Origin of the sequence: Aquimarina megaterium XH134, assembly GCF_000520975.1 — a bacterium.
GTDB classification, from domain to species: Bacteria; Bacteroidota; Bacteroidia; order Flavobacteriales; family Flavobacteriaceae; genus Aquimarina; species Aquimarina megaterium.
This window is the reverse complement of record NZ_JACB01000029.1, coordinates 202,960-224,077: the sequence shown is the minus strand read 5'-3', so window position 1 is coordinate 224,077 and position 21,118 is coordinate 202,960. Positions and strand designations below refer to the sequence as shown.

At 31.2% G+C, this 21,118-nt stretch carries 27 protein-coding genes; 8 read left to right on the top strand and 19 right to left on the bottom strand.

The window, feature by feature from the left end:
• Positions 1-550 (top strand): T9SS type A sorting domain-containing protein (locus tag Z053_RS28690; protein ID WP_035096255.1); only part of this gene is annotated, 550 nt, incomplete at its 5' end.
• Between the two features lie 150 nt (positions 551-700).
• Here the strand turns inward: Z053_RS28690 and Z053_RS0115345 are convergent.
• From Z053_RS0115345 to Z053_RS0115265, 17 genes are all read right to left on the bottom strand, one after another.
• Entirely contained in the window at positions 701-1,576 is an 876-nt protein-coding gene (locus Z053_RS0115345; RefSeq protein ID WP_025665890.1) for an ATP-binding cassette domain-containing protein, read from the bottom strand.
• Positions 1,573-2,244: a molybdate ABC transporter permease subunit gene (gene modB / locus Z053_RS0115340; RefSeq protein ID WP_025665889.1), complete on the bottom strand. Its 672-nt coding sequence runs from the start codon at positions 2,242-2,244 to the stop codon at positions 1,573-1,575. The genes Z053_RS0115345 and modB overlap by 4 nt, the downstream gene beginning before the upstream one ends.
• Entirely contained in the window at positions 2,244-2,642 is a 399-nt protein-coding gene (locus Z053_RS0115335) for a TOBE domain-containing protein (RefSeq protein ID WP_025665888.1), read from the bottom strand. Before Z053_RS0115335 ends, modB begins: the two co-directional genes overlap by 1 nt.
• Before the next feature lie 3 nt (positions 2,643-2,645).
• Positions 2,646-3,395, bottom strand: a complete 750-nt coding sequence (modA, locus tag Z053_RS0115330; RefSeq protein WP_025665887.1) for a molybdate ABC transporter substrate-binding protein — start codon at positions 3,393-3,395, stop codon at positions 2,646-2,648.
• Positions 3,396-3,612: 217 nt separating this feature from the next.
• Positions 3,613-4,698, bottom strand: coding sequence for a serine hydrolase domain-containing protein (locus tag Z053_RS0115325; RefSeq protein ID WP_025665886.1), 1,086 nt, complete (start codon positions 4,696-4,698; stop codon positions 3,613-3,615).
• A 138-nt stretch (positions 4,699-4,836) separates the two neighbouring features.
• Positions 4,837-5,286: a GNAT family N-acetyltransferase gene (locus Z053_RS0115320; protein WP_025665885.1), complete on the bottom strand. Its 450-nt coding sequence runs from the start codon at positions 5,284-5,286 to the stop codon at positions 4,837-4,839.
• Between the two features lie 119 nt (positions 5,287-5,405).
• On the bottom strand, positions 5,406-6,269 hold the full coding sequence (locus Z053_RS0115315) for an MBL fold metallo-hydrolase (RefSeq protein ID WP_025665884.1): 864 nt from the start codon (positions 6,267-6,269) through the stop codon (positions 5,406-5,408).
• A gap of 87 nt (positions 6,270-6,356) precedes the next feature.
• Positions 6,357-6,941: a Crp/Fnr family transcriptional regulator gene (locus Z053_RS0115310; protein WP_025665883.1), complete on the bottom strand. Its 585-nt coding sequence runs from the start codon at positions 6,939-6,941 to the stop codon at positions 6,357-6,359.
• 72 nt (positions 6,942-7,013) lie between these two features.
• Positions 7,014-7,784 carry a hypothetical protein gene (locus Z053_RS0115305; RefSeq protein WP_025665882.1) on the bottom strand — a complete coding sequence of 257 codons (771 nt, stop codon included), beginning with the start codon at positions 7,782-7,784 and terminating at the stop codon, positions 7,014-7,016.
• 19 nt (positions 7,785-7,803) lie between these two features.
• Positions 7,804-8,250, bottom strand: a complete 447-nt coding sequence (locus tag Z053_RS0115300) for a GNAT family N-acetyltransferase (protein ID WP_025665881.1) — start codon at positions 8,248-8,250, stop codon at positions 7,804-7,806.
• A 41-nt stretch (positions 8,251-8,291) separates the two neighbouring features.
• A complete protein-coding gene (locus Z053_RS0115295) occupies positions 8,292-8,849 on the bottom strand; it encodes a TetR/AcrR family transcriptional regulator (protein WP_025665880.1) in 558 nt (185 codons plus the stop codon).
• A gap of 231 nt (positions 8,850-9,080) precedes the next feature.
• Positions 9,081-10,730, bottom strand: coding sequence for a serine hydrolase domain-containing protein (locus tag Z053_RS0115290; protein WP_025665879.1), 1,650 nt, complete (start codon positions 10,728-10,730; stop codon positions 9,081-9,083).
• Positions 10,731-10,825: 95 nt separating this feature from the next.
• Positions 10,826-11,413 carry a helix-turn-helix domain-containing protein gene (locus Z053_RS28685; RefSeq protein WP_025665878.1) on the bottom strand — a complete coding sequence of 196 codons (588 nt, stop codon included), beginning with the start codon at positions 11,411-11,413 and terminating at the stop codon, positions 10,826-10,828.
• An 82-nt stretch (positions 11,414-11,495) separates the two neighbouring features.
• On the bottom strand, positions 11,496-11,936 hold the full coding sequence (locus tag Z053_RS0115280) for a GNAT family N-acetyltransferase (protein WP_025665877.1): 441 nt from the start codon (positions 11,934-11,936) through the stop codon (positions 11,496-11,498).
• Positions 11,937-11,953: 17 nt separating this feature from the next.
• Entirely contained in the window at positions 11,954-12,412 is a 459-nt protein-coding gene (locus Z053_RS0115275) for an SRPBCC family protein (RefSeq protein ID WP_025665876.1), read from the bottom strand.
• Positions 12,405-12,776, bottom strand: coding sequence for an ArsR/SmtB family transcription factor (locus tag Z053_RS0115270; protein ID WP_231389253.1), 372 nt, complete (start codon positions 12,774-12,776; stop codon positions 12,405-12,407). Before Z053_RS0115270 ends, Z053_RS0115275 begins: the two co-directional genes overlap by 8 nt.
• Before the next feature lie 117 nt (positions 12,777-12,893).
• Positions 12,894-14,285 carry a hypothetical protein gene (locus tag Z053_RS0115265; RefSeq protein WP_025665874.1) on the bottom strand — a complete coding sequence of 464 codons (1,392 nt, stop codon included), beginning with the start codon at positions 14,283-14,285 and terminating at the stop codon, positions 12,894-12,896.
• A 92-nt stretch (positions 14,286-14,377) separates the two neighbouring features.
• Between Z053_RS0115265 and Z053_RS0115260 the strand changes: the two genes are divergently transcribed.
• From Z053_RS0115260 to Z053_RS0115230, 7 genes are all read left to right on the top strand, one after another.
• The gene (locus tag Z053_RS0115260; protein WP_025665873.1) at positions 14,378-14,740 is read left to right on the top strand and encodes a VOC family protein; all 363 of its coding nucleotides are present in this window, start codon (positions 14,378-14,380) and stop codon (positions 14,738-14,740) included.
• Between the two features lie 98 nt (positions 14,741-14,838).
• Positions 14,839-15,504 carry a DUF2461 domain-containing protein gene (locus Z053_RS0115255; RefSeq protein WP_025665872.1) on the top strand — a complete coding sequence of 222 codons (666 nt, stop codon included), beginning with the start codon at positions 14,839-14,841 and terminating at the stop codon, positions 15,502-15,504.
• A gap of 2 nt (positions 15,505-15,506) precedes the next feature.
• Positions 15,507-15,866 (top strand): TfoX/Sxy family protein, encoded by a 360-nt coding sequence (locus Z053_RS0115250; RefSeq protein WP_025665871.1) that lies wholly within the window; start codon positions 15,507-15,509, stop codon positions 15,864-15,866.
• Between the two features lie 108 nt (positions 15,867-15,974).
• A complete protein-coding gene (locus tag Z053_RS0115245; protein WP_025665870.1) occupies positions 15,975-17,687 on the top strand; it encodes a helix-turn-helix domain-containing protein in 1,713 nt (570 codons plus the stop codon).
• A gap of 114 nt (positions 17,688-17,801) precedes the next feature.
• The gene (locus Z053_RS31555) at positions 17,802-17,975 is read left to right on the top strand and encodes a class I lanthipeptide (protein WP_316930185.1); all 174 of its coding nucleotides are present in this window, start codon (positions 17,802-17,804) and stop codon (positions 17,973-17,975) included.
• A gap of 235 nt (positions 17,976-18,210) precedes the next feature.
• Positions 18,211-18,402 carry a hypothetical protein gene (locus Z053_RS31095; protein ID WP_025665869.1) on the top strand — a complete coding sequence of 64 codons (192 nt, stop codon included), beginning with the start codon at positions 18,211-18,213 and terminating at the stop codon, positions 18,400-18,402.
• Between the two features lie 235 nt (positions 18,403-18,637).
• A complete protein-coding gene (locus Z053_RS0115230) occupies positions 18,638-19,210 on the top strand; it encodes a Crp/Fnr family transcriptional regulator (protein WP_025665868.1) in 573 nt (190 codons plus the stop codon).
• 46 nt (positions 19,211-19,256) lie between these two features.
• Here the strand turns inward: Z053_RS0115230 and Z053_RS0115225 are convergent, their stop codons facing one another.
• Together Z053_RS0115225 and Z053_RS0115220 are read right to left on the bottom strand one after the other, a co-directional pair.
• The gene (locus tag Z053_RS0115225; protein WP_025665867.1) at positions 19,257-19,919 is read right to left on the bottom strand and encodes a hypothetical protein; all 663 of its coding nucleotides are present in this window, start codon (positions 19,917-19,919) and stop codon (positions 19,257-19,259) included.
• Positions 19,920-19,942: 23 nt separating this feature from the next.
• Complete coding sequence (locus tag Z053_RS0115220) at positions 19,943-20,848, bottom strand: tetratricopeptide repeat protein (RefSeq protein WP_025665866.1); 906 nt, start codon at positions 20,846-20,848, stop codon at positions 19,943-19,945.
• Positions 20,849-21,118: the final 270 nt, after the last annotated feature.

Below are 21,118 nucleotides of genomic sequence, written 5' to 3'. Positions count from 1 at the left end.
AGTATCGGTTACTACAAAAGAAGGAAGTACAACAGATATCTGTGAAGGAGTACAGGCATGGGTATCTGGAGTAAGTTATGCTGTTGGAGATCGAGTAATTTACAGGAGTTATGTTTATGAAAGAACTGCCAACGGATGGATAAGGCTCGGGAGATGTGATGCTAATCTTTGTGAAGGAGTAGATGCTTGGGTATCCGGAGTACGTTATAATATAGGAGATCGAGTAGTATATAGAGGTAATCTATGGGAACGTGGTGCAAGAAGATGGAGATTTGTTTCGTCTTGTAGTGAACAAGCGAACAAATTTGAATCAGTTGCTCCGCCACAAAAGATGAGTGTGTATCCTAATCCGATAAGCGGAAATGTACTAAATATTGTTTTCAATCCTTCTCAAGAAGCAACCTATAGTATTTATAATTTATTAGGAAAAATAGTGTCTAGTGGTTATTTTAAGTCTTCTGTACAGATAGATCATTTGCAAACAGGAACATATATCCTCAAAGTTACTTCTGATAAAACACAACATGTTACTCGATTTGTAAAAGAATAGAGAAAGATGAAAAACTAAAAAAATAGACTTTTATACTTAGATTAGTCTACAGAATTTAAAAACAGCTATAGTTAAATGGTCGCTATAGCTGTTTTTTTTGAATTCATTTTTCAACTTTTGTATTGTGTGGTATATTATATAAGGTTGTGATTAATTTATTTTCTGTAATAAAGGGTTAAATGCTTTTGAAGCAACAATTACGTTATCTCCCACAGCTATTGCTTTAATATCATCTTCTTCAGCAACTATTTTCACAAAATTTGAGCCTATCAAAATAGTAACAATATAAATTATATCTTCTTTTTCAATTTGAATTATTTCTCCCGAAAACTGAAATTTTCCACTTACTTGCTTCGTAGTAAATACTTCAATAGGTTTTCCTTGTTTGATTATTTTTCCATTTTCAATACTAAATACAGTATCAGACATTTTTATGACTTCGCCTATCTCATGGCTTATTAGTATAGTAGTTAAATTAAATTGTTTATGTACTTTAAGAATATAGTCTTGTAGTTTTGTACGCATTTTTATATCTAGTGCAGAAAGAGGCTCATCCAGCATTAAGATTTCTGGTGTTCTTACCAATGCTCTTGCTAAGGCTACTCTTTGTTTTTGTCCTCCTGAAAGATTTATGGGTTTTCGATCTTGTAGATCACCTAATTCGATAATATCTATGAGTTCATTAACAATTTCCTTGTTTTGGCCTTTCTCTAATGCAAAAAGGAGATTTTCTTTTACAGTCATATTAGGAAACAAGGCATAATCCTGAAACACAAACCCAATTTTTCGTTGTTGAGGTTTTAGGCAAATTCCCTTTTTGGTATCAAGCCATGTTTTTTGATTCACAGTAATTAGCCCTGCATCTGTTTGTAGTAATCCGGCAATCATTCTAAGTATAGAAGTTTTACCCGCTCCGGATTCTCCATATAATGTAACTAATTGACCTGGCTCGATATTGATGTTAACATCAAGTTGCATTGCTCCATTTGCTGCCGTTAATTCTTTTTGCAAAGCTATATGTATCATTTCCAGAATCGTTTTAAATATCCACCATTAACCAGATATACCAGTAATAAGATGCTAAATGTAATTGCAAATAATATAAGCGAATACCAATTTGCTACATCATAATTAAGAGCCTCTACTTCATCATAAATAGCAATAGAGGCCACTTTTGTTTTTCCTGGCATATTACCACCGATCATTAATACAACGCCAAATTCACCAATGGTATGAGCAAAAGCTAATACAACTCCCGTGAGTAATGATGGTTTTATATTGGGAAGTAATACTTTGAAAAGAGTTGTGATTTTAGACTTTCCTAATACGTAGGATGCTTCTGTTATTGATGAAGGTAAATTCGAAAATCCAGCTTGAATGGGGTGCACCATGAATGGTAAACTATAAATAACCGATGCAAGAACAAGTCCTTTGAATGAAAAAATAAGTTGTATCCCAAGATATTCGTTTAACCAACTTCCAAAAGCATTTGCAGGACTAAAAGCAACTAGCATATAAAACCCTAAAACGGTTGGAGGTAAAACCAAAGGCATACTTACCAGAGTTTCTATGAATGGTTTTACTCTAGATTTTGTATGAGCAAGCCAATAGGATAGGGGGACAGAAATAACCAATAACAAAAGCGTGGTAACTAATGCCAGTTTAAACGTTAATACTAAAGGTTGCCAATCCATCATTCTGATAACATTATTTCGGTGGTTTTAATCAGGGCTGTGATTTTTTCACCAATTTCTAATTGTAATTGATCCGCAGCATCAGAAGTAATGATAGCAGTTAGATGCCCAATGGTAGAATCAATAGTTAACGTACTTAATAATGTTCCTTTTTTTATATTAATAATCTCTCCGATAGCTTTATTCTGTATACTTAAAGAGTGCTCTATTCCTTTTCCAACAATTACCTCTGTTTCTTTAAAAATCATTTTAATATGATTTCCTTGTTTTAAATAGGAAGCCGTATCGGGGGTTTCTATTATAATAGTATTAAAACTAATAGTTCCAACATGAACAGTTACCAATGATAAACTACCATTAGTTTTTATAGACGTTATTTCTCCCTGTAGGACATTCATAGATCAATTTTCTTTTGTTGAATAACCAAAATTTTCGAGAATTTTTCTTGCGTCTGCAGAAGATAAAAAGGTATAGAACTTTTCTGCATCCTCATGATTCTTTTGGTTAAGAATAACAACTCCTTGAGCGATTTCAGAGTAATCAGTGTCTTCGAGATCAATCCAATTGCCTTTATTACTCATTTCTAGAGATAAAACTACGGATTTTGAAGTAAAACCAATTTCTGCCGATTTTGAAATAATAAACTGATTGGTTTGTAAGATGCTTTCTCCGTATACCAGTTTGTCTTTTACGTTTTCATAAAGGTTATGTCGTTTTAAAATCTCTATTGTAGCTAGGCCATAAGGAGCCATTTTAGGATTTGCAAGTGCAATATGGTGTATCTTCGAATTCTTAAGAATTTCTAGAGATGGATTAATAGTATCAATCATTGACCACATAACCAATTTTCCGTAGCCATATGTTTTTGGTGCTTTGGTAGCAAAACCTGTATCAAATAATTCTTTTGGATATTTCATATCGGCAGAAACAAAAATATCAAAAGGAGCACCTTCTTTAATTTGCGCAGTTAATTTTCCCGATGAGCTTATAATAAGATCACAAGTAATACCTGTTTGATTTGTAAAAGTCTTGGATAGCTCTTTTATTGCAAATTGCATATTTGCAGCGACAGCAATAGTTAATTTTCTCTCTTCTTTTTGCTGGCATGCTGTTATCAAATATATGAGGAGTATGAATATTGCTTTTTTCATTTTTTGTAATTGTTCTCCTGTATTACTTTTTTTGTAAAGATAACAACTCAAAAAGCAACCACGTATAGAGATGGAGTACAATAGGTAACTTTTTTATCTAAAAACAATTTTTAATGACACGAACCAAGATGTGATGGTATTTTATTCTTCTAAAAAACGATCAAATGTAAATTTGGCTGCGAAGCGATTATTCGTGTATATAGCTGTAAACTCAATATTATTGAGGTTGACTAAGTGGATAAGTAGGATCCAAAAGTTTAAACCCTAAATCGCTAAAGTGACGACTTCCGTTAACAAGAACAACAACACCGATTTGATCTTCAAGGTTAAATCCCGCAAAACTCACAAAACCATTAGTACCTCCTTTATGGTAGTGAATCGTTTTTCCTGATTCTTTTCTTTTTAAAATAGACCAACCCAATCCCATTATTTTATCACCATCAGAAAACCGTTCTTTATGTGTTAACTTTAGGGCTTTATCCAAATTTGAAGGATACATGCCAAGTTGAGCTTCGAGAAACCGTACCATATCCTTTGTTGTTACTTTTAACCCTCCCATAGCAGGAAATTTGCCTAAATCTACTTCATCAATTTGTTTCCCGTTTCTATACCCGCTAACTAACCTATTTCTTTTTTTATCAGGAACAACAAAATGGGTGTCTTTCATATTAAGAACAGTTGTAATTCTATCGTTAATTAAGGATTCGTAACTTGTTTTCATTTTGGTCTCAATAGCATGTTCAAGAACTAGATATGCGAGATTAGAATAAAGGTAAGAACTTGTTTTAGAATCAATCTTATAACTTGATAAGAACTCGTTTAAGTCATCTACAGAATAATCTTTATATCGGTTACTGTCACTTGTAGTCGTATTAGATGGATTACGAGGAAGTCCAGATGTATGAGTTACCAAGTTTTCTAAAGAGATTTTTCTAGTGCTATTAGCCAATACCTTTTTAAAAACTGGAAGATAGATTTCGATTGGATCATGGATATTGATTTCTTTTTTTAATTCTAAATCAGCAAGAAGTGCGGTTGTAAATGGTTTGGTTATAGATGCAATTTCAAAAAATGAATTTTCATCTGGGGTATTAGTATCTGATAATGACATTTGGCCAAAACCATAGTAATGGGTTCCGGTTTTGTCTACAATGCCAATTACAGTACCTAGATGATAACCGTTATCAATTCTTTTTTGAGTCTGTACCCTAATGTCTTTTGGTAACTTTTGTGCATTAGTTGATGCACAACTTATAAAGATAATACCTGAAATAAACGATACTAAATATTTTAATTTTATCATTATAATTTCCTTTTTTAGAAAGTTTAAAAGACAAGTTTATGCTAATGGTTGGACATAAAATAGAATGAAATTTGCCTTATTGTGCCTACTATAGTTTTTAACATGATTGTGATTAGACAAACTGTAAAAATAAAGCTGCTATCCTTTTATAGTTTCGGTGTATACATTTGGGTTAAATTTCTCCATATAAATTTCGGGTTTAGGAAGTTTTGTAAATCCGTACTTTTCGTAAAGCCATTTGGCAGTACTTGTTAACAAAATCCAACGTCTTAAATTTTGTAAATTAGGATGTCTCATGATGGTTTCCATTAGCCATTTACTTAATCCTAATTTTCTATACTCTTTGAGGATAAAAATATCTCCTAAATAAGCAATAGTTGCATAGTCAGAAATCACTCTTGCAAATCCAATCTGCTTTTCATTATGATATAATCCAAAATTAAGAGAATTCTCTATTGATACTTTTACTACATCATATGAAATACCATCACTCCATCCTGATTCATTTGTTAGAAAATTATATATCAATAAAACATCTAACTTGTTCTTATCTGTTGAGATGCTATAGTTTTCCTTAGATACTTCCATATTTTTAGTTGATAGAATCCATTACTTTTGAGGATACAAAGTACCAAAATTAAACAGAAAATAGCGATTTAAGTGTTAGTTTAAACCGCTATTGTTAGTGTATCATTATCAAAATGAATTTACCATTTCATTTCACCTTTTGCGACTTTGGCACCTAATTGAAGTGCAATACCTAAGCCTGCATTGGGATACAGTTTTTGCATGGCAGCAATAAGCTCTTCAGAGTTTTTTGATTTTACTTCTTCTTTCTGATAAGCAATCAAATAATTTTTAGAATAGGTAATAGCATTACGATTTAGATTACTGTTGTCTAAGGCATGAGCAGAAACAACAATTTCTGGGTTAAGGTGTTCCATTTCTTCTAAAACCGATAACCAGGCAACACGTTTTTCTGTAGTGCTCGCATCTGCTATCCATAGATGTAAATTGTCATATACATTCACACCTCCTACAATTGCTTTTAGAGATGGGATCCAGACAAATGTTCTTTCTGGAGTAGGGCCATTAAGACCTTTTATTTCAATAGAATGCCCTTCGAGATCTATCGTATTTCCCTCTAATACTTGTGGGAAAACAACTTTTTTTGTTCCATTACTCCCTAGTTTTGGTCCCCAAATCTGTAACTTTTTCTCATACGTTTTTTTGATGTGAGATAGCGTATGTTTACTGGTATAAATAGTTGCATCTGGGAAGGAATTTTTAAATACTTCTAACCCAAAATAATAATCAGGATCTCCATGACTTATATAAATGGTTGTAAGGTTTTTACCACTTTTTAGGATTTCTGCAACTACGTTATGTGCATCAGAAAGTGTGAATTGCGCATCGATAAGAACTGCGTCTTTTTCTCCATAAATTAGAACAGAAGCGATGTGAAAACTGTTTTCGTCTGCCCGATATACTTTGTATTCTAGGTTTTGTGCTGTACTACTCATTGTTATTGAAATTAATAGTATTGTTATTAAAAAATTGATTTTGTTCATTTTAATGTTCTTTTAAATGATGGTACAAAGTTGCATGCATCCATTGTTAAAAACATTGAACTAGTTCAATAACTATAAGTATCTTGATTATTTTTTTGAAGCGACCTTCCTTCTAATTTTACTTACAAATTCATGTGAAATTCCTAAATAGGCGGCAATCTGTAAATTGGTAAGTTTTTGTGCTATTTTTGGATAGGTCTTCATAAAATGCAGATAGCGTTCATCTGCTGTATAACAATGATTTCGTATCAACCTTCTTTGTAAAGAAACCAAGGTTTTTTGTGTCATTATACGAAATAGCTTTTCTACTTTAGGCATTTGTTGATACAGTTGTTCTTTGTCTTTTTTATTGATCAGAAGAACTTCGCTATCCTCTAAGGATTGAATAGATAAAAGAGCAGGGGCTTGATTTGTAAAACTATCTATATCGGTTACCCACCAATCTTCGACAGCAAAATATAAAACATTTTCATGGCCATCATTATCTATAGTATACACACGAAAACAACCTTTGGTTACAAAACCTTCAAATCGACATACATCACCTTGTCTAAGTAAATATTCTTTTTTAGAAATTGTCTTAGGATAAAAGAAAGAACCATAGGTTTCAAATTCTGCATCAGAAAATTGAATGTGCTTATCTATATTTTCTTTAAGAAGAGTATATGGCATTTTTTATTTCTTATTTTCTGGTAATGTCTTAAATAAATTATTTTTAATACTGCTGGTTAAATAAGATACAAACTAATTTTTAAACCCGGTAGTAAACAGGTTTCTTGCCCCTTTTATACCACATTTTTGATACGCATGATACGTTTGAGCTGCTCTCTCTTCAATTTGTTTGCCTGTTTCATCTTTGATCCAACCATCGATTGCAGATTTTAATGTATATGCTTCTGGAGCCATTAAATGTGTGGTCCACAAAATTGGATTTGCTTTTGCTCGAGATATTTCTTTTGAAAAGTAATTTTGACTATAACATGCTAAAACGATAACATCTCTTTTTTTAATCACTTCTTTCTTGTATGAAATATCTACGTTAAATTCCATTAAACCATCATGGCCGATATATGAAAGCAAATCGGCATCTCCGCCAAATCTTAATGTTTCCGAGCCTACATCAATCGAAATAGGGTTTTGAGAATTAGATGCCTCTAGGAAATCTTCAATACAGGTTTGGATTTTTGCACCGTCATATGCATCGGCTAATAAATAGATTTTTTTGGTGCTATGTTTAAATAAAACTCTATCTAATACTATTGTATTGTCCGTTTCAAAATCTTTTATCAACTTCCAGTCCTTTGCTTTAAACTTAAAGAAAGATTTTACCCCATAACCGGCGCCCCAGTATAAATTATGTTTCGGATCTTTTCCGTTTCCCAATTTTGCTGGTACAGGAACAATTCCTTGATTCTCATTATCACACAAAGCTACATATACATGAATGGTTTTTGTCTGACTATACCCTTTATGGCATAGAAACGAGATCAATATCAAGAGGAATATTTTATTCATGATTGCTGATATTTGTTTTTTATTCATTGAATTTACAAACAAATTTCTTGTGAGTATTTATAAAACCTTGGTTTTTGTAAAAGCTATGAGCATTTTCTCTCTTAATATTTGAAGTAACTTCTAGCTGAATAATTTCTTTTTCTCTGGCGATCTTTTTGAGTTGATTTATTAATTTATGTCCAATTCCTAAACCACGACAGCTTTCTGTTACAAACATTTCCTGAATTTCGCCAACCAATCCATTATGATGAAGCAAATTTTGAACATGACAACTTAAAAAGCCGGAAATTTCATTTTCAACTACGGCTATAAGATATATGTTATGGTGATTCTTTATGTTTTCGAAAAAAATCTGTTCTTGTTTTTCTTTTTCGAAGGTTTGATTTTCTAATATTTCGATAAAATGATGAATAGACAAGAAATCAGAATCTTTGGCTTTTCTTATTTCTACTTTTTTGTTATGCATATACAGAATATTAGATAGAAGAAAATATATGGGACTTTATACTAGATATACATAGTTTTTATAGATGCCAGGGTTTTTTGAAAAAGAGAGGAGTCTGATGTGGCTTTGGATACAATTAAACTTCCTTGGATTAAAATTAAGGTTTGCTCTGCTTTACTCTTTGCATCACTTTCTGATAAACCAAATGCAATTCCTAAAGTATTAAAACCTGTAATCCATTGACTCATAATTTGACTTAATTGTTGTCCAAATAATTCGAGATTCGAATCCATTGTTAATGCTCTTAAAATACAAGTCTTTTGGCCTCCTCCATAAAGATCATCTATGTTTATGAGTACTTTTTCAAGCCTTTCGACTGGCTTCATGTTGGTATCAGACAAAAGAGAAAGAATGTTATCAGCTGCCCATTTTTCTACATAATCCAGAACGACAGAGGTAATTTCTTTTTTTCCATTGGGGAAACGATGATATAAACTTGCTTTCCGTAGACCTGATGAACCAGCCAGCTCATTAAGGCTTGAGCCGTCATAGCCTTTAGAGCGAATAACAGACATTAAGCCTTCTAATAAATCCTGATCATTTACTTTTTGTGGTCTCATAGGGCTAATGTACAAATAAAAAATATTTTACCAAACGTTCGGTAATGTGTGTTTGATTGCAATATAAAACTATATTATTTTATGTCGAAATCTTTTGTTCTATCACTTTGAGAAATATTTTTAGTTATTTTTCAAATTTTCAAAATCCGTGTTGTCAATTATTATTTCTACCAATTCTTCTAGTTGATCATCCTCTTTGATGTAAATTTTTAAGACCCAATTTGATTCATATCATTTAGTTCCTGATTTCTTTTTTGCATGCTGTAAATTTTCTTTAAATAGTTTTACGCTATGATGATTTGTTTTTTCTCCTAATTCAATTGCTTTTGAATAAGAAGTAATTGCTTCATTATAACTTTCACACACTAAAAAACCTTCACCCAAGCTATCCCATACATTTGGTGAATTAGGATATCGTTTTGTATTTTCTTTAAAAAACTCAATTGCTAATTCACAATTATCATCAAGAAATTTATAACCTAGTCTATTTATAGAATTCTCAGTAGGGTTATAATTTTTTAAAAAAGACTGTTTTATACTATCTGCAATTCTCTGGTTCCCATTTTGATAATAGAGATACATAATATGTCCAACAGAAGTTTCTGATGGTAACACTTTATAGCCACATAACTCAGATAGTTTTTCAAAATAACTATTCAATGCTTTAATACCTCCATTTTTTTTAAATTCATCTAAAGAACTTCTGTCTGGATACCCTTTCATTTTATAAACATCTTCAAGACCATGCGCTGTTAGATATAATTGATGTATTATCTCTCTGTCTTTAATTGGACTTACATTCGAGAGAAATATAATTGTTGTGCCATCATCAAATATGTTTATTGACGAGCGATGACCATGAAGAGCGCCACCATGAGTATACATTTTTATCTTGGTGTTTCTTTCTATCAGATCATCCCAATTGCGAATCCAGCCATAACAATAGCCATGCTTATTTGGGGTTAACATTTTCTTGGTATAGGCAGCAGATAATAATTTGTTTGTCCTAATTGCTTCGCTCCAAATAAATAAATCATCAACTGTAGAGTGTATCCCTCCGGTAGCATATATATTAGACTGATCTCTAAACGGTACATTATTAAAGTTTCCTCCATATTTCATAAAAATCATACGAAAAGTTTTATCTTCAATAAAAGAATAGCCTTTTGCAGTTTCATTTTTTATAAATTCATTAGTTTCATATCCGGTGTTTTTTAGGCCTAGAGGTTTTGTTATTTTTGTTTCAAGTAATTCTGAAAAGGATTTTTTTGAAACTTCTTCCAAAATAGCTCCTAAGAGCATATATCCTAAACTACTATAATAAAATGTTGTTCCCGGTTCATAGGCTAGTTTTACTTTTCCTACTAGTATTGCCAATTCCCTGGGGGTGTAAGCAGTAGATATAAAAGCATCTTGAGTTATTCCGGTTCTTAGGATGCCTTCATAATGTGGTAATCCAGAAGTATGTGATAACAATTGATGAATTGTTATCTTATTTCCTAATTCTTTTGGAAAATAAGATAAATGTGTTGATACAGAATCTTCTAATTTTATAGTACCTTCTTCGACCAGTTGCATTACTAACATCGCTGTAAACTGTTTGGTTACTGATCCAATTGGAAATTTGGTGTCTACAATGTTTGGTATATTTTGTTCTCGATCTTTTAGCCCATAAGCTTTTTTAAAGGTTATTTTTCCTTTTTTCGCAACCAGAATAACTCCATTAAAAGGACTACTAATTTTTTTTCTTCCATTTTCAGTATACTCCTGCATTAGTGCATCCAGTGATTTTGGAGAATTACTACATGAATTAAAAAAGAAGATTATAATTACTATAAATAATAGTATACGAATTGGTTTTTGTGATGATTGATGAATCATATTTGTTTCATTTTGATTATTCGAAACAAATGTATGGGCGCGAAAGAGGATGTATTATGTCAGAACTATGACATTCTTATGCCATTTATTGCTAACTATAAGAAATTAGGTATAAATGACATGGTAAGAATGTTTTTATTATTTAACTGAATGGTGTTTTTAGCGATGATAAAAACGTTAATTGCTAAACAGAATAAGTAAACGATTAGAGCGATGTAGAGTCCGTTGCCAGCATTTCCTGTGATAAGGTTATTAAGGAAAACGACTAACAAGAAGGAGGATACGGTAGCTACTGTCCAAATGATTTGAAAACTAATTATTTTACCTCCAAGGTGCTTTAAATCTTTTAATGTTCCGTTTAGTTTCCAGATCATAAGTGGAATTATGATATTACCTAATGGGATAATTAATGTCGCTAGAATAGATAAATTCATTTTTTTAAGAATAGATATTTCGTTGGTTAAATTCTGTATGTTGGGTTTTCTAATAGTTAAATTAGAAATATCTATATCTAGTTTTTTTGCTAGCGTTTGTAGAGTAAAAAGACGTGGTGTAACAGAACCTTTTTCAATTCGCTGTATGGTTCTTAGAGAAATATTTGACATTTCGGCTAATGCTTCTTGAGATAAACCTTTGGCCAAACGAGCTTCTTTAACTTTTTCTTTTACAGTTATTGTATCCATGGTGTTGTTTTAAGTCTTCTTATGTTCTTATATCAAAAACATAGGTTTTGAAGTGACTTTTTTTAATTCTAAGCAGTTTAATTTAAGGCTTATCTGATGTTCGTTCAAATATTTTTTGTTCTTTTTTCTCAATAAAATTCTGATTTAGATAAAACCCATGAGTAGATTTTCTTTTTACGTTACATCTTACCCTAATAGTTTTATAATCATTAACGTGATTTTCTAGATGCCTGATCAAAGTACTAGCGATTCTATTCCTTCTGTATTCTTTTCTAACGATAAGCCCTCCGATTTCCAAAAAAGGGGAAGATGTTAATCTAATCGAAATAAACCCATGTATATATCCAATAACTATCGTATTTAAGACAGCGACAAATGCAAAATGATCGTTATTAGAATTTATTGAGGTGATCTGTTTTAAAATTAGAGATTCATCAATTTGATAGCCAAGTTGTACAGAAAGTTCAGCTATTGAAAATGCATCAGATTTTTGTAGTTCCCTTATTTTAATTTCTTCAGACATATTGTTTATAAAAACGGTTATTTTTTTTGAAGAAACTCTCCAAGTCTATCAAAAACAGAACCCCAACCATTCATGATACCCATTTTTGTTTGTTGCTCACAATATTCTTCTGTTGGATGTATCACATTAAAAGTAAAATTAGTTTTATCTCCATTTTCCTCAAATAAAGCTTGTATTTCAACCCCTTCTGTCATGGGTTTGAAGTTTGCAGAAGAGCATATTTTTTCTAGTTCAACAATCTCTAAATACACCCCATCAGAAATGAATTCGTTTCCGTCTGGCATTTGCATAGCGTATTTCCACTTACCACCAACCCTAAAGTCATGTTCAATTACTTTTGTGTTCATTCCTTTTGGCCCCCACCATTGAGCAATATGTTCGGAGTGAGTCCAGGCTTCCCAAACCAATTTTATAGGCGCATTAAAAGTTCTTTTTAAAGTTACGGTTCGATTGTTTGCTTCACTTTGATTACTCATTTTTTTTATTTTTTGTTTGTAATTTGGTTAAATAATTTTCGAAAGAATCGAGTCTGTCTTCCCACAGATTTCGATATTGTTCTATCCATAAGAAAGCGGGGATAAGGTTTTTAGGTTGGATATGGCAAAATCGCTCCCTACCTTGTTTGTTAATAGTTATTATTCCACATTCCTTCAGGATTTTTAAATGTTTTGAAATTGCAGGACGGCTAACATCAAATTTTTGGGCTACCGTATTTACGGTTAATGTTTCGTCTGCCAGTAACTCTATAATTTCTCTTCTAACAGGGTCCGCTATTGCTTGAAAGACATCTCTTCTCATAATTTTAAGTAACCGATTGGTTACAAATATATATGTAATCATTCGGTTACGCAATTTTTTTGTAAGAAATTGTAATTAATCAATAGAATTTGCTACGAGAAGGAGGTAGTCAAAACCATAAAATTGTGCATACATCTTTTTTCGATTTTTCTCAAGAAGTTAGCAATTTCTATTCATCCATTCTTTAAAATCAACATACCCTAGTATATGATTAGGAATTGGATGTTCTTCAAGTTGTTCGTTAAGTATTGCAAAAGCTTTTCTTTTCTCTATAACATCATATTCGACAGTTTTTGACAAAAACTTTAAGATGTTTTTTTCATAGAAAACTATGTTTTTTTGTTTTTTAAGATGCTTTTTCATAGAATTTATCAAATATCTTAATGTAAACCCATTACTAAGTTCATAGTGAACCAATAGGTTTAACCAATAAGTATAAGTGATTAGATCTTTTCGATCTTTTTTAGTTTGATGATTAAGGATGTCATTGATCCATTGTAATGCTTTTTTATTATCTTTTTTTAAGAAGTAAATATTCGCAAACTGAAAACGAAAAGATAGCCAATAATTATTTGGAACAAGGCTTTCATGAAGCTCAATAAAATTTTGAATTTCATCAATGATTTCGTGAGTAGTATGTAGCTCTTTTAGGTTCCTGTGAATTTCAAGTTCTATGTTATAGAGTCTTAGTTTTTCTTTAATCAAAGCTGCAGAGATAGTCCCAACAGCAAGTGCTTTTTGTTTTAACAATAAGATTCTTACAAAAGCCTCTTTATATTGTTTTTTATACACAAGAAAACCAAGAAGGTTATTATTTACAGAAAAATACATAGCAAAGTATTCTTTTAGTAATTCAGGATTTTGTTCCCATTCTTTGATGAGGTCTTCTAGAGTTTGTTTTGCTTTATCGGTATGCTTGGCAAGGAGTTGTTTTCTGTATTTATGCAGTGTTTTAAGGGTTTTGTTTTGTAACGAAACACTTTTTTTGTGTGATAATGAGAATTGAGTGGGGTCTATATTGGCCAATAAAAGACTGATATATTCATTTGTAGATTCGAGTGTTTCTTTTTGTTTTTGAATAATAGTTTTAAATGTCTCAAAATCCTGGGGATGTAATGCTTGATGTACTTTTCTTTTCCAATCCTGGATATGAAAAAGTAAAACATCCTGTTGAAAGTTTTTTGCTTTTTTTTCGGCTCTGCTTAATTCGCTTAAACAGATGGTGTACTGACCTTTATGAAATAGGATTTCTACATTGCGAATAATGTCTATAAGCTCTGCGTTTTTTGAAATTCGAGAATGATAATTCCTTAACGATTGAAGAATGCGTTGCTTTAAATAATTTTTTATTGTAGTTAATTGTGTTACAAATGCTTTGTCTTTGAAAAGAGCTTTAATTTGAGCTTCATTATATTCTTTTTGAGCTTCTATTGCATCAAAAAGATTTAAGTATTCTGAAGACTCATTTCCTTGTGCGCTTAATTTAAAATATCGCTTTTCACTTTTGGATAATGATTGAATCAGGTAAAATAACTCTTCGTTTTTTTTCATTTTAGAAACCTATGTTTTTGTAAAAATATAATTTTTTTGACACATAGGATCACTTACCTTTGAGATATTAGAAACCAATAAATTATAATATCATGTCAAATGCAATTAGCTGGTTTGAGATACCAAGCACTAATTTTGAAAGAGCAATACAATTTTATAATGTGCTTTTAGAAGCCGAACTGCAACCTATGGAGATGGATTTTAAAATGGCTTTTTTTCCATATAAGGATGGAGGTGTAGGAGGTTGTATTACCCATGGTAATGGTAATAAACCTTCACAAGAAGGTACATTTGCTTATCTTAATGGTGGTGATGATTTATCTATTCCTTTGGCTCGAGTAGAAAAAGCAGGAGGGAAGATTTTGATGCCGAAAACTTCACTGGGAGAAAATGGATATATGGCGATTTTCCTGGATACCGAAGGAAATAGAGTGGCTTTTCATTCTATGAAGTAGCCTTTCGTATCTCTTGTCATATTAAACAATGTGAAAAGGTTGAATATGACAAGAGATATCTATTCTGTGTTTTTTTACTAATTTTAATTATTGCATTGATGCACTATTTTACAGAAGATTTTGTGGCCTTTTTTAAAGAGTTGGCAAAGAATAATCATAAAGACTGGTTTCATGAAAACAAAAAAAGATATGAAGCTAGCGTGAAAAAACCTTTTGAGGTATTTGTTGATACTATGATAAGGGAAATACAAAAATTAGATCCTGCACTCCAGGTTGAATCTAAGAATTGTGTACTTAGGATTAATAGAGATATTCGTTTCTCTAAGGGCAAATCTCCCTATAATTTATATTATACTGCTTTCATTTCAAATGGAGGGCGTAAAGATAAAAGCATCCCGGGTATATTTTTACGATTTTCGCCAGAAATGGTAGGTATTATGGGTGGATGTTTTGGCCCATCGAAAGAACAATTGCATAAAATAAGAACTACGATTAGTAAATCACCTAATGTATTTAGAAATTTATTAGAGGAGAAAAGTTTTGTACAGAAATTTGGAGAAATTAGAGGCGAAACAATGAAACGTATTCCCAAAGAATGGCAAGACACATGTAAAAAAGAACCATTAATTGCTAATAAACAGTTCTACTTTGTTGGAGAAGAAGCTCCGGGTTTGATTTGTAGTGATGTTTTGGTCGAAGAAATGATGGCATATTGGCAAACGATGCGTCCTGTAAATGAATATTTATTAAAAGCAATTCAATAATTATGGCGTACAATGAATTTATAGCAGATCGTATTCGGCAGATTTTTAGAGAACAAAAGGCAGATTTTTATGAAAAGAAAATGATGGGAGGGTTATGCTTTATGGTCGATAATAAAATGTGTTGCGGAATCCATTTTAGTAAGAAAAAGGAAATGGATTTACTAATGGCACGAATAGGAATAGATGCAACCGAAGAAGCTATGAAAAAAGAAGGGTGCCAGCCCATGGACTTTACCGGTAGACCCATGAAAGGTTTTGTTTTTGTTACCCCAGATGGTTTTGATCTGGATGAAGATCTCGAGTATTGGGTGCAATTATGTTTGGATTTTAATCCTTTTGCAAAGAGTAGCAAAAAGAGATAAAATCAACCAAGATCACTTAAATTAATTGTGTGTCTGGCTATTATGCCAGGCCTTAATATCTTAAAAAAGTAATTGTTACATTTGGATGGTTGTATCATATCCGGACTAATGATTTTTTTTAAAAGACTTTTATCAGAACCCTTATTTTTTTCTATAGGATTATCTGTTTTCTTAATGATTGGAATGTTTGCTCAGGAAAATAATGTTCCAGTATTTGATACTCTTGTTGGTAAATCCTCTAAAGAACTGGGGAGGTTTATAAAGACATCTACGCCAGAAGAGGCAAAAATTTACGAACTAGCACTTTCTAATCTCAAAAATCAGGATAGCGCCAAGACCAATGAGTATTATTATATCGCACTTTCTTTTTACAATACGGGAAACTATGAAAGAAGTGCATATTATTTTAGCCATGCAGCAAAAGCGGCAAAACAAGCTAATTACGAGCTGTTTTTATGTGCTATTTATTTAAAACTTGGCAATTCTTATCTCAAGGATTGGAAAAACCAAAAAGCGTTAGACTCCTATTACAAGGCTTTGGAAATTGCACAAAAGAATAGAAATATTAAATATGAGATTGTTGCAAATTCAGGGATTACTATGATTCGTAGAAGAATGAAGCAATTAGATAAGGCTTTAGAAGTTTGTAAGCATTCCTTAAAACTTGCAGAGAACTCTTCTTTTAAAAATGGTAAAAATCATGTCAATCTAATCACTATTATTAGTGAAATATACATGGATCAAAAGAAATATGATTCTGTACTTTATTACGCAGAAATAGGAATTAGACTTAGCGAGCCTATAAATTATCATATCGGAACTATTGATTTAAACACTAAAAAAGGAGCAGTGTTTTTTCATAGAAACGATTTGCCTAAGGCATTTGAGTATTTACACCTGGTAGAAGATATTGTACATACTCGTAAGATTAAGCAAAAAAAATCTATAATGAATCTTCATTATTTTCTTGCCCGTTGTTATTATAAACAAGGAGCATACAGAAAGGCAATTGCATCTTTGGATCGTATATTAAACTTGTTAGAAAAAAAAGATTCAAGAAATGATAGAGTTTTGGAAGCATATCGATTATTAGCATACTGTAATGAGGCTATCGGAAATGAGAGAAAGTCTAAATACTGGCTTAATAAACATACGATACTTCAGGCTCAATTTCAGGAAGAAAAAGATAAGACTGTTAATAAAATATACAATAAGGATACTCAAGAGTTAGGAGAAACTATAAAGGAACTCGAGAATAGACAACAAAAAGAAGTAAGATATAGTATAATTGTAGTATTGATATTGTTAATATCGTTGATAGTAGTTGGAGGATTGTTTTACAGGAAACAAAAAATAAATAAAACTATTTTTAACAATTTGATGGATAAAATATCCAATCTGGAATCTGAGCGCAGAACAGAAATAATGGGGGCCAAAGATAATACTAAGGAGATTATAATTGATGATGATAAAATCAATAATGTGTTAAAGGGATTGGGTAGATTAGAGGACCAGGAATATTTTTTGAAATCTGATTGTAGTCTAAGTACAATGGCTAAAAAAGTAAAAACTAATACTACATACCTTTCAAAAATTATCAAAATACATAAAGGAAAAAACTTTAATGATTATATCAATGATTTAAGGATAGAATATGTATTAAAAAGATTGAAAAATGACAAGAAGCTTAGATCTTTTTCGATTAAATCAATTGCTTCAGAAATAGGATATAAAAGTGATAATTCTTTTACAAAACACTTTAAATCCAAAACAGGTTTAAACCCTTCTTATTATATTAAAAAAATCGAAAACTTAGGATAGTATTTTCATGAATAAGTAGCTTCTAATTCCTACCGCAATTTATTTAAATTGAGGCTAACAAATTATGATCGATGTTATATAGAAAGTATATTATTTTATAAATATTAAACTAATATGATCATGAAAAAACATCAAAACAAAAGGATGGACCTTAAAAAAATTACTATTACCAGAATTAACCACAGTGCAATGAGAATGGTAAAAGGCGGAGAATGTGAGGTTACAGATGATGATACAGGAACTCATGAGAGTCTTTGCGTTTGTCAAAGCGGGCGTGACGTATTTTAGATTTACCTTTTTTAACTAGTCTAAATTTTTTAGGTTTTATAGGTTGCTGCGAGTGTTTTCTTGCTCCTCATTTTATCTAATATACGGGAGTTATGTTTTTCTCTCTCTTTGTTAGATTATACCTTAGAGTAGAAAGTCAAAGTGTTGTTAACGATAATATTTTGATATAGGGGGAAGCCGAAAACCTTTTAATAGAGTAGGTAAGTTTTATAATTCAATTTAAATCTAATAAATTATGTTATCAAAAATTCTAAGTTTAAAAGATGTTCAGCAATTAAACAAAAAACAACAAGAAACTATTAATGGAGGGATACAACATCCTGTTGGATGTAGAACAAGAAGGGATTGTTTCCAAGCCATTGGGGAATGGGATTGGTATTGCTCTATATCGCCATATGGTGGTTATGGGACTTGCATGCCGTACTAAAGATTATGTTGTAATAAATATGATTCTTTGAAATTTAAAAGACTGTCTGAAAGGACAGTCTTTTTTGTTGAATATTTTTTAAGATGTTTGCAAACCTGTAGAGAGTTCTTTTAAGGATTATACAGGTTAAATATGTAAGAAGTGCTATTAGTTTTGTCATCAAAATAGAATGTTCTTTTTCCTTGTTAATATGTCAAGGATGTAGTATTTTAAAAATCTCACAATGTATAAGGTTATGATTACTACTCTAGCGGGATATGTTAGAAATTATATTGATATTTCTGATGAAGAAATAGAACTGTTTTATCAACATCTTAAGGTAAGAAAGTTCAAAAAGAAAGAATATATATTAGAAGAAGGAAAAATCTGTATAGCAAGATATTTTATCGTAAAAGGATGTGTACGATCATACTATATTGATGAAAAAGGAATCGAACGAATTCTTGATTTTGCAATTGATAAATGGTGGTTTACAAATTATAATAGCTTAATTAATCAAAGTCCTTCAGAAAATTTTATTCAAACTATTGAAGATTCAGTAGTATTAGAACTACATCAAGATTCTTTTGAAGAACTGTCTGCTAAACTTCCTAAAATTGATAGATTATTTAGAATAATCACCGAAAAAACCCACATTGCTCATATCAATAAAACAAAGTATACTCGTAGTCTTTCTGGAGAGCATCTATACAAGCAATTTGTGTTAAGCAATCCGAAGTTTTCACAAAGAGTTCCCCAGTATATGATCGCTTCTTATTTGGGGTTATCACCAGAGTTTGTGAGTAAGGTAAAAGCAAAATATCGTTAATCGGGTTTAAGCAAACCCGATTTATGGTCATTATGTATCTATAAAATCATCTCTTTTTATCTCGTAACATTTGCCTAATACTACGTATAGCATTATCTGCATCTGATGTGCTAAACTCTCCTCCTACCTCTTCGATCATAACATTTTCAGAAAGTCTGACCTCTATCCTAGAACTCCCCGAGGTTGTTAATATGAATTTTTCTGAAACATTATATTGATAAATTGTACCATTATTGATTAGTTTTCCTATAAGTGGGATTTCATTTACAACTTTCTCACCAAAAGTAAATTCTTCGTGAGTTACTGATTCTGATTTGGTTTCTATAGAAACTACATCTGTATAAAAATAAGATGAGGTAGATTCATTTAAAGGATTTTCCGTTATGGGGTCAAATACACATTGATAAAATACGATTTCATGTTGTGTAAAGTTGATGATCGTTACTCCTATTGGGATGTATCTGATAAAATTGTCCTTACCTTTTTTTAATTTAAATTCGGCTCCGCCAATATTATACATTTTTGGTCCTGTAATACGACGCGGAGTTCTTAAACAATCATTTTTGTCTAAAAGTGTTTTGGTCAACGCTCTGTCGAATAATTTACTAATTGATTGGTTGAGAAGGTTATCAAACTCATTATCCGAGATCTTAGAGGTTAAAATAGATTTTGAGAAATATTGTTTAATTTTTTTTCCATTTGAAGTCATGTGAAGATTATTTATGTTGGTTTTCAATTTTTAAAATAGTTATCTTTTGATAACCCACCTAATGAAGAAAATAAACGCTCCAGCTCATTGGGTTCTTCTTTTGTTATCATTGGTAAATCATTAGAAGAATTGTCTGGATCATCGAGTCCGCTTCGTCTAAAATAATCTTGAGTGATAAGGTATTTTAGACAATGATATTTTTCTTTCTTATTATTTATACGTATCGCCGTTTTTAGAGAAGTTTGTATTTCTTTGATTTCATTCATTTTTAATCTAAAAGGTCTCTTGCCTTTAAACATTGCCAAGGCCAGATTATAATGATATTCATCATCGATTGGATTGATCTTAATAGACTCTTTTATATACCTTATAGATTCTTCATATTGATTTTGGGAAAGTAATAGAACTCCTAACCAGAAAAGAGTTTTGTCATTAGAAGATTCTGATTTTGTTTGGGCTAAAAAGGATTTGGTATACTTAACAATTTCTTTTGGTGTTAAATTAGACAGTTTTTTATATGATAGCTTTTTATAATGTCTCTTTTCATCTGTACTGGATTTGTGTTTCTTTTTGTTTCCTCTACTAAGTATAAGTTCTTCTGCTCGATATTTCTCAAGGCCCCAGAAAGCTTTATTTTCTTTAATGAAGTTTTCGTAAGAAGAATAATCAATATACTGTGCCAAAATATCCAGATAAGATTTTAAGTAGGTGAATTTTTCTCCTTCTTTTTTATTATATCGATCTCTATAATTAACTATAGTGGTTCGGCCAATTTTTTCTTTTGTTTTTTCTTCCAGTCGCTCTATAAGTCTATTAATATCACGTTCTATATAATCTTTAAAAGACTTATTTGGAGTATGTTCTTTTGCAATAGCATCAAAAAAATATACAAATACATCAAACTGTGATTCTGATAAGGATTTAGCCATTTTAGTGAGTTAAAAATATTTCTTAAAGAATACTCTGTGTAAAGTGAAGTGAAAGTATTAAAAGTTAGGAAACCGCTTTTGCGGAAAACCACAATGATCAAAAATAATTGACTGTTAGAATGATACAATAGACATGGTGTTTGATTTACCCCATCTGATGATGTAAATCAATATTTTTTATAGAAAAGTTAAAGATTAAAAGAGTTTACTGTAGCCTAAAAACAGGTCAATTAAGAATATTTTTCAATAATTTTTTAAATAGTCGTCGGC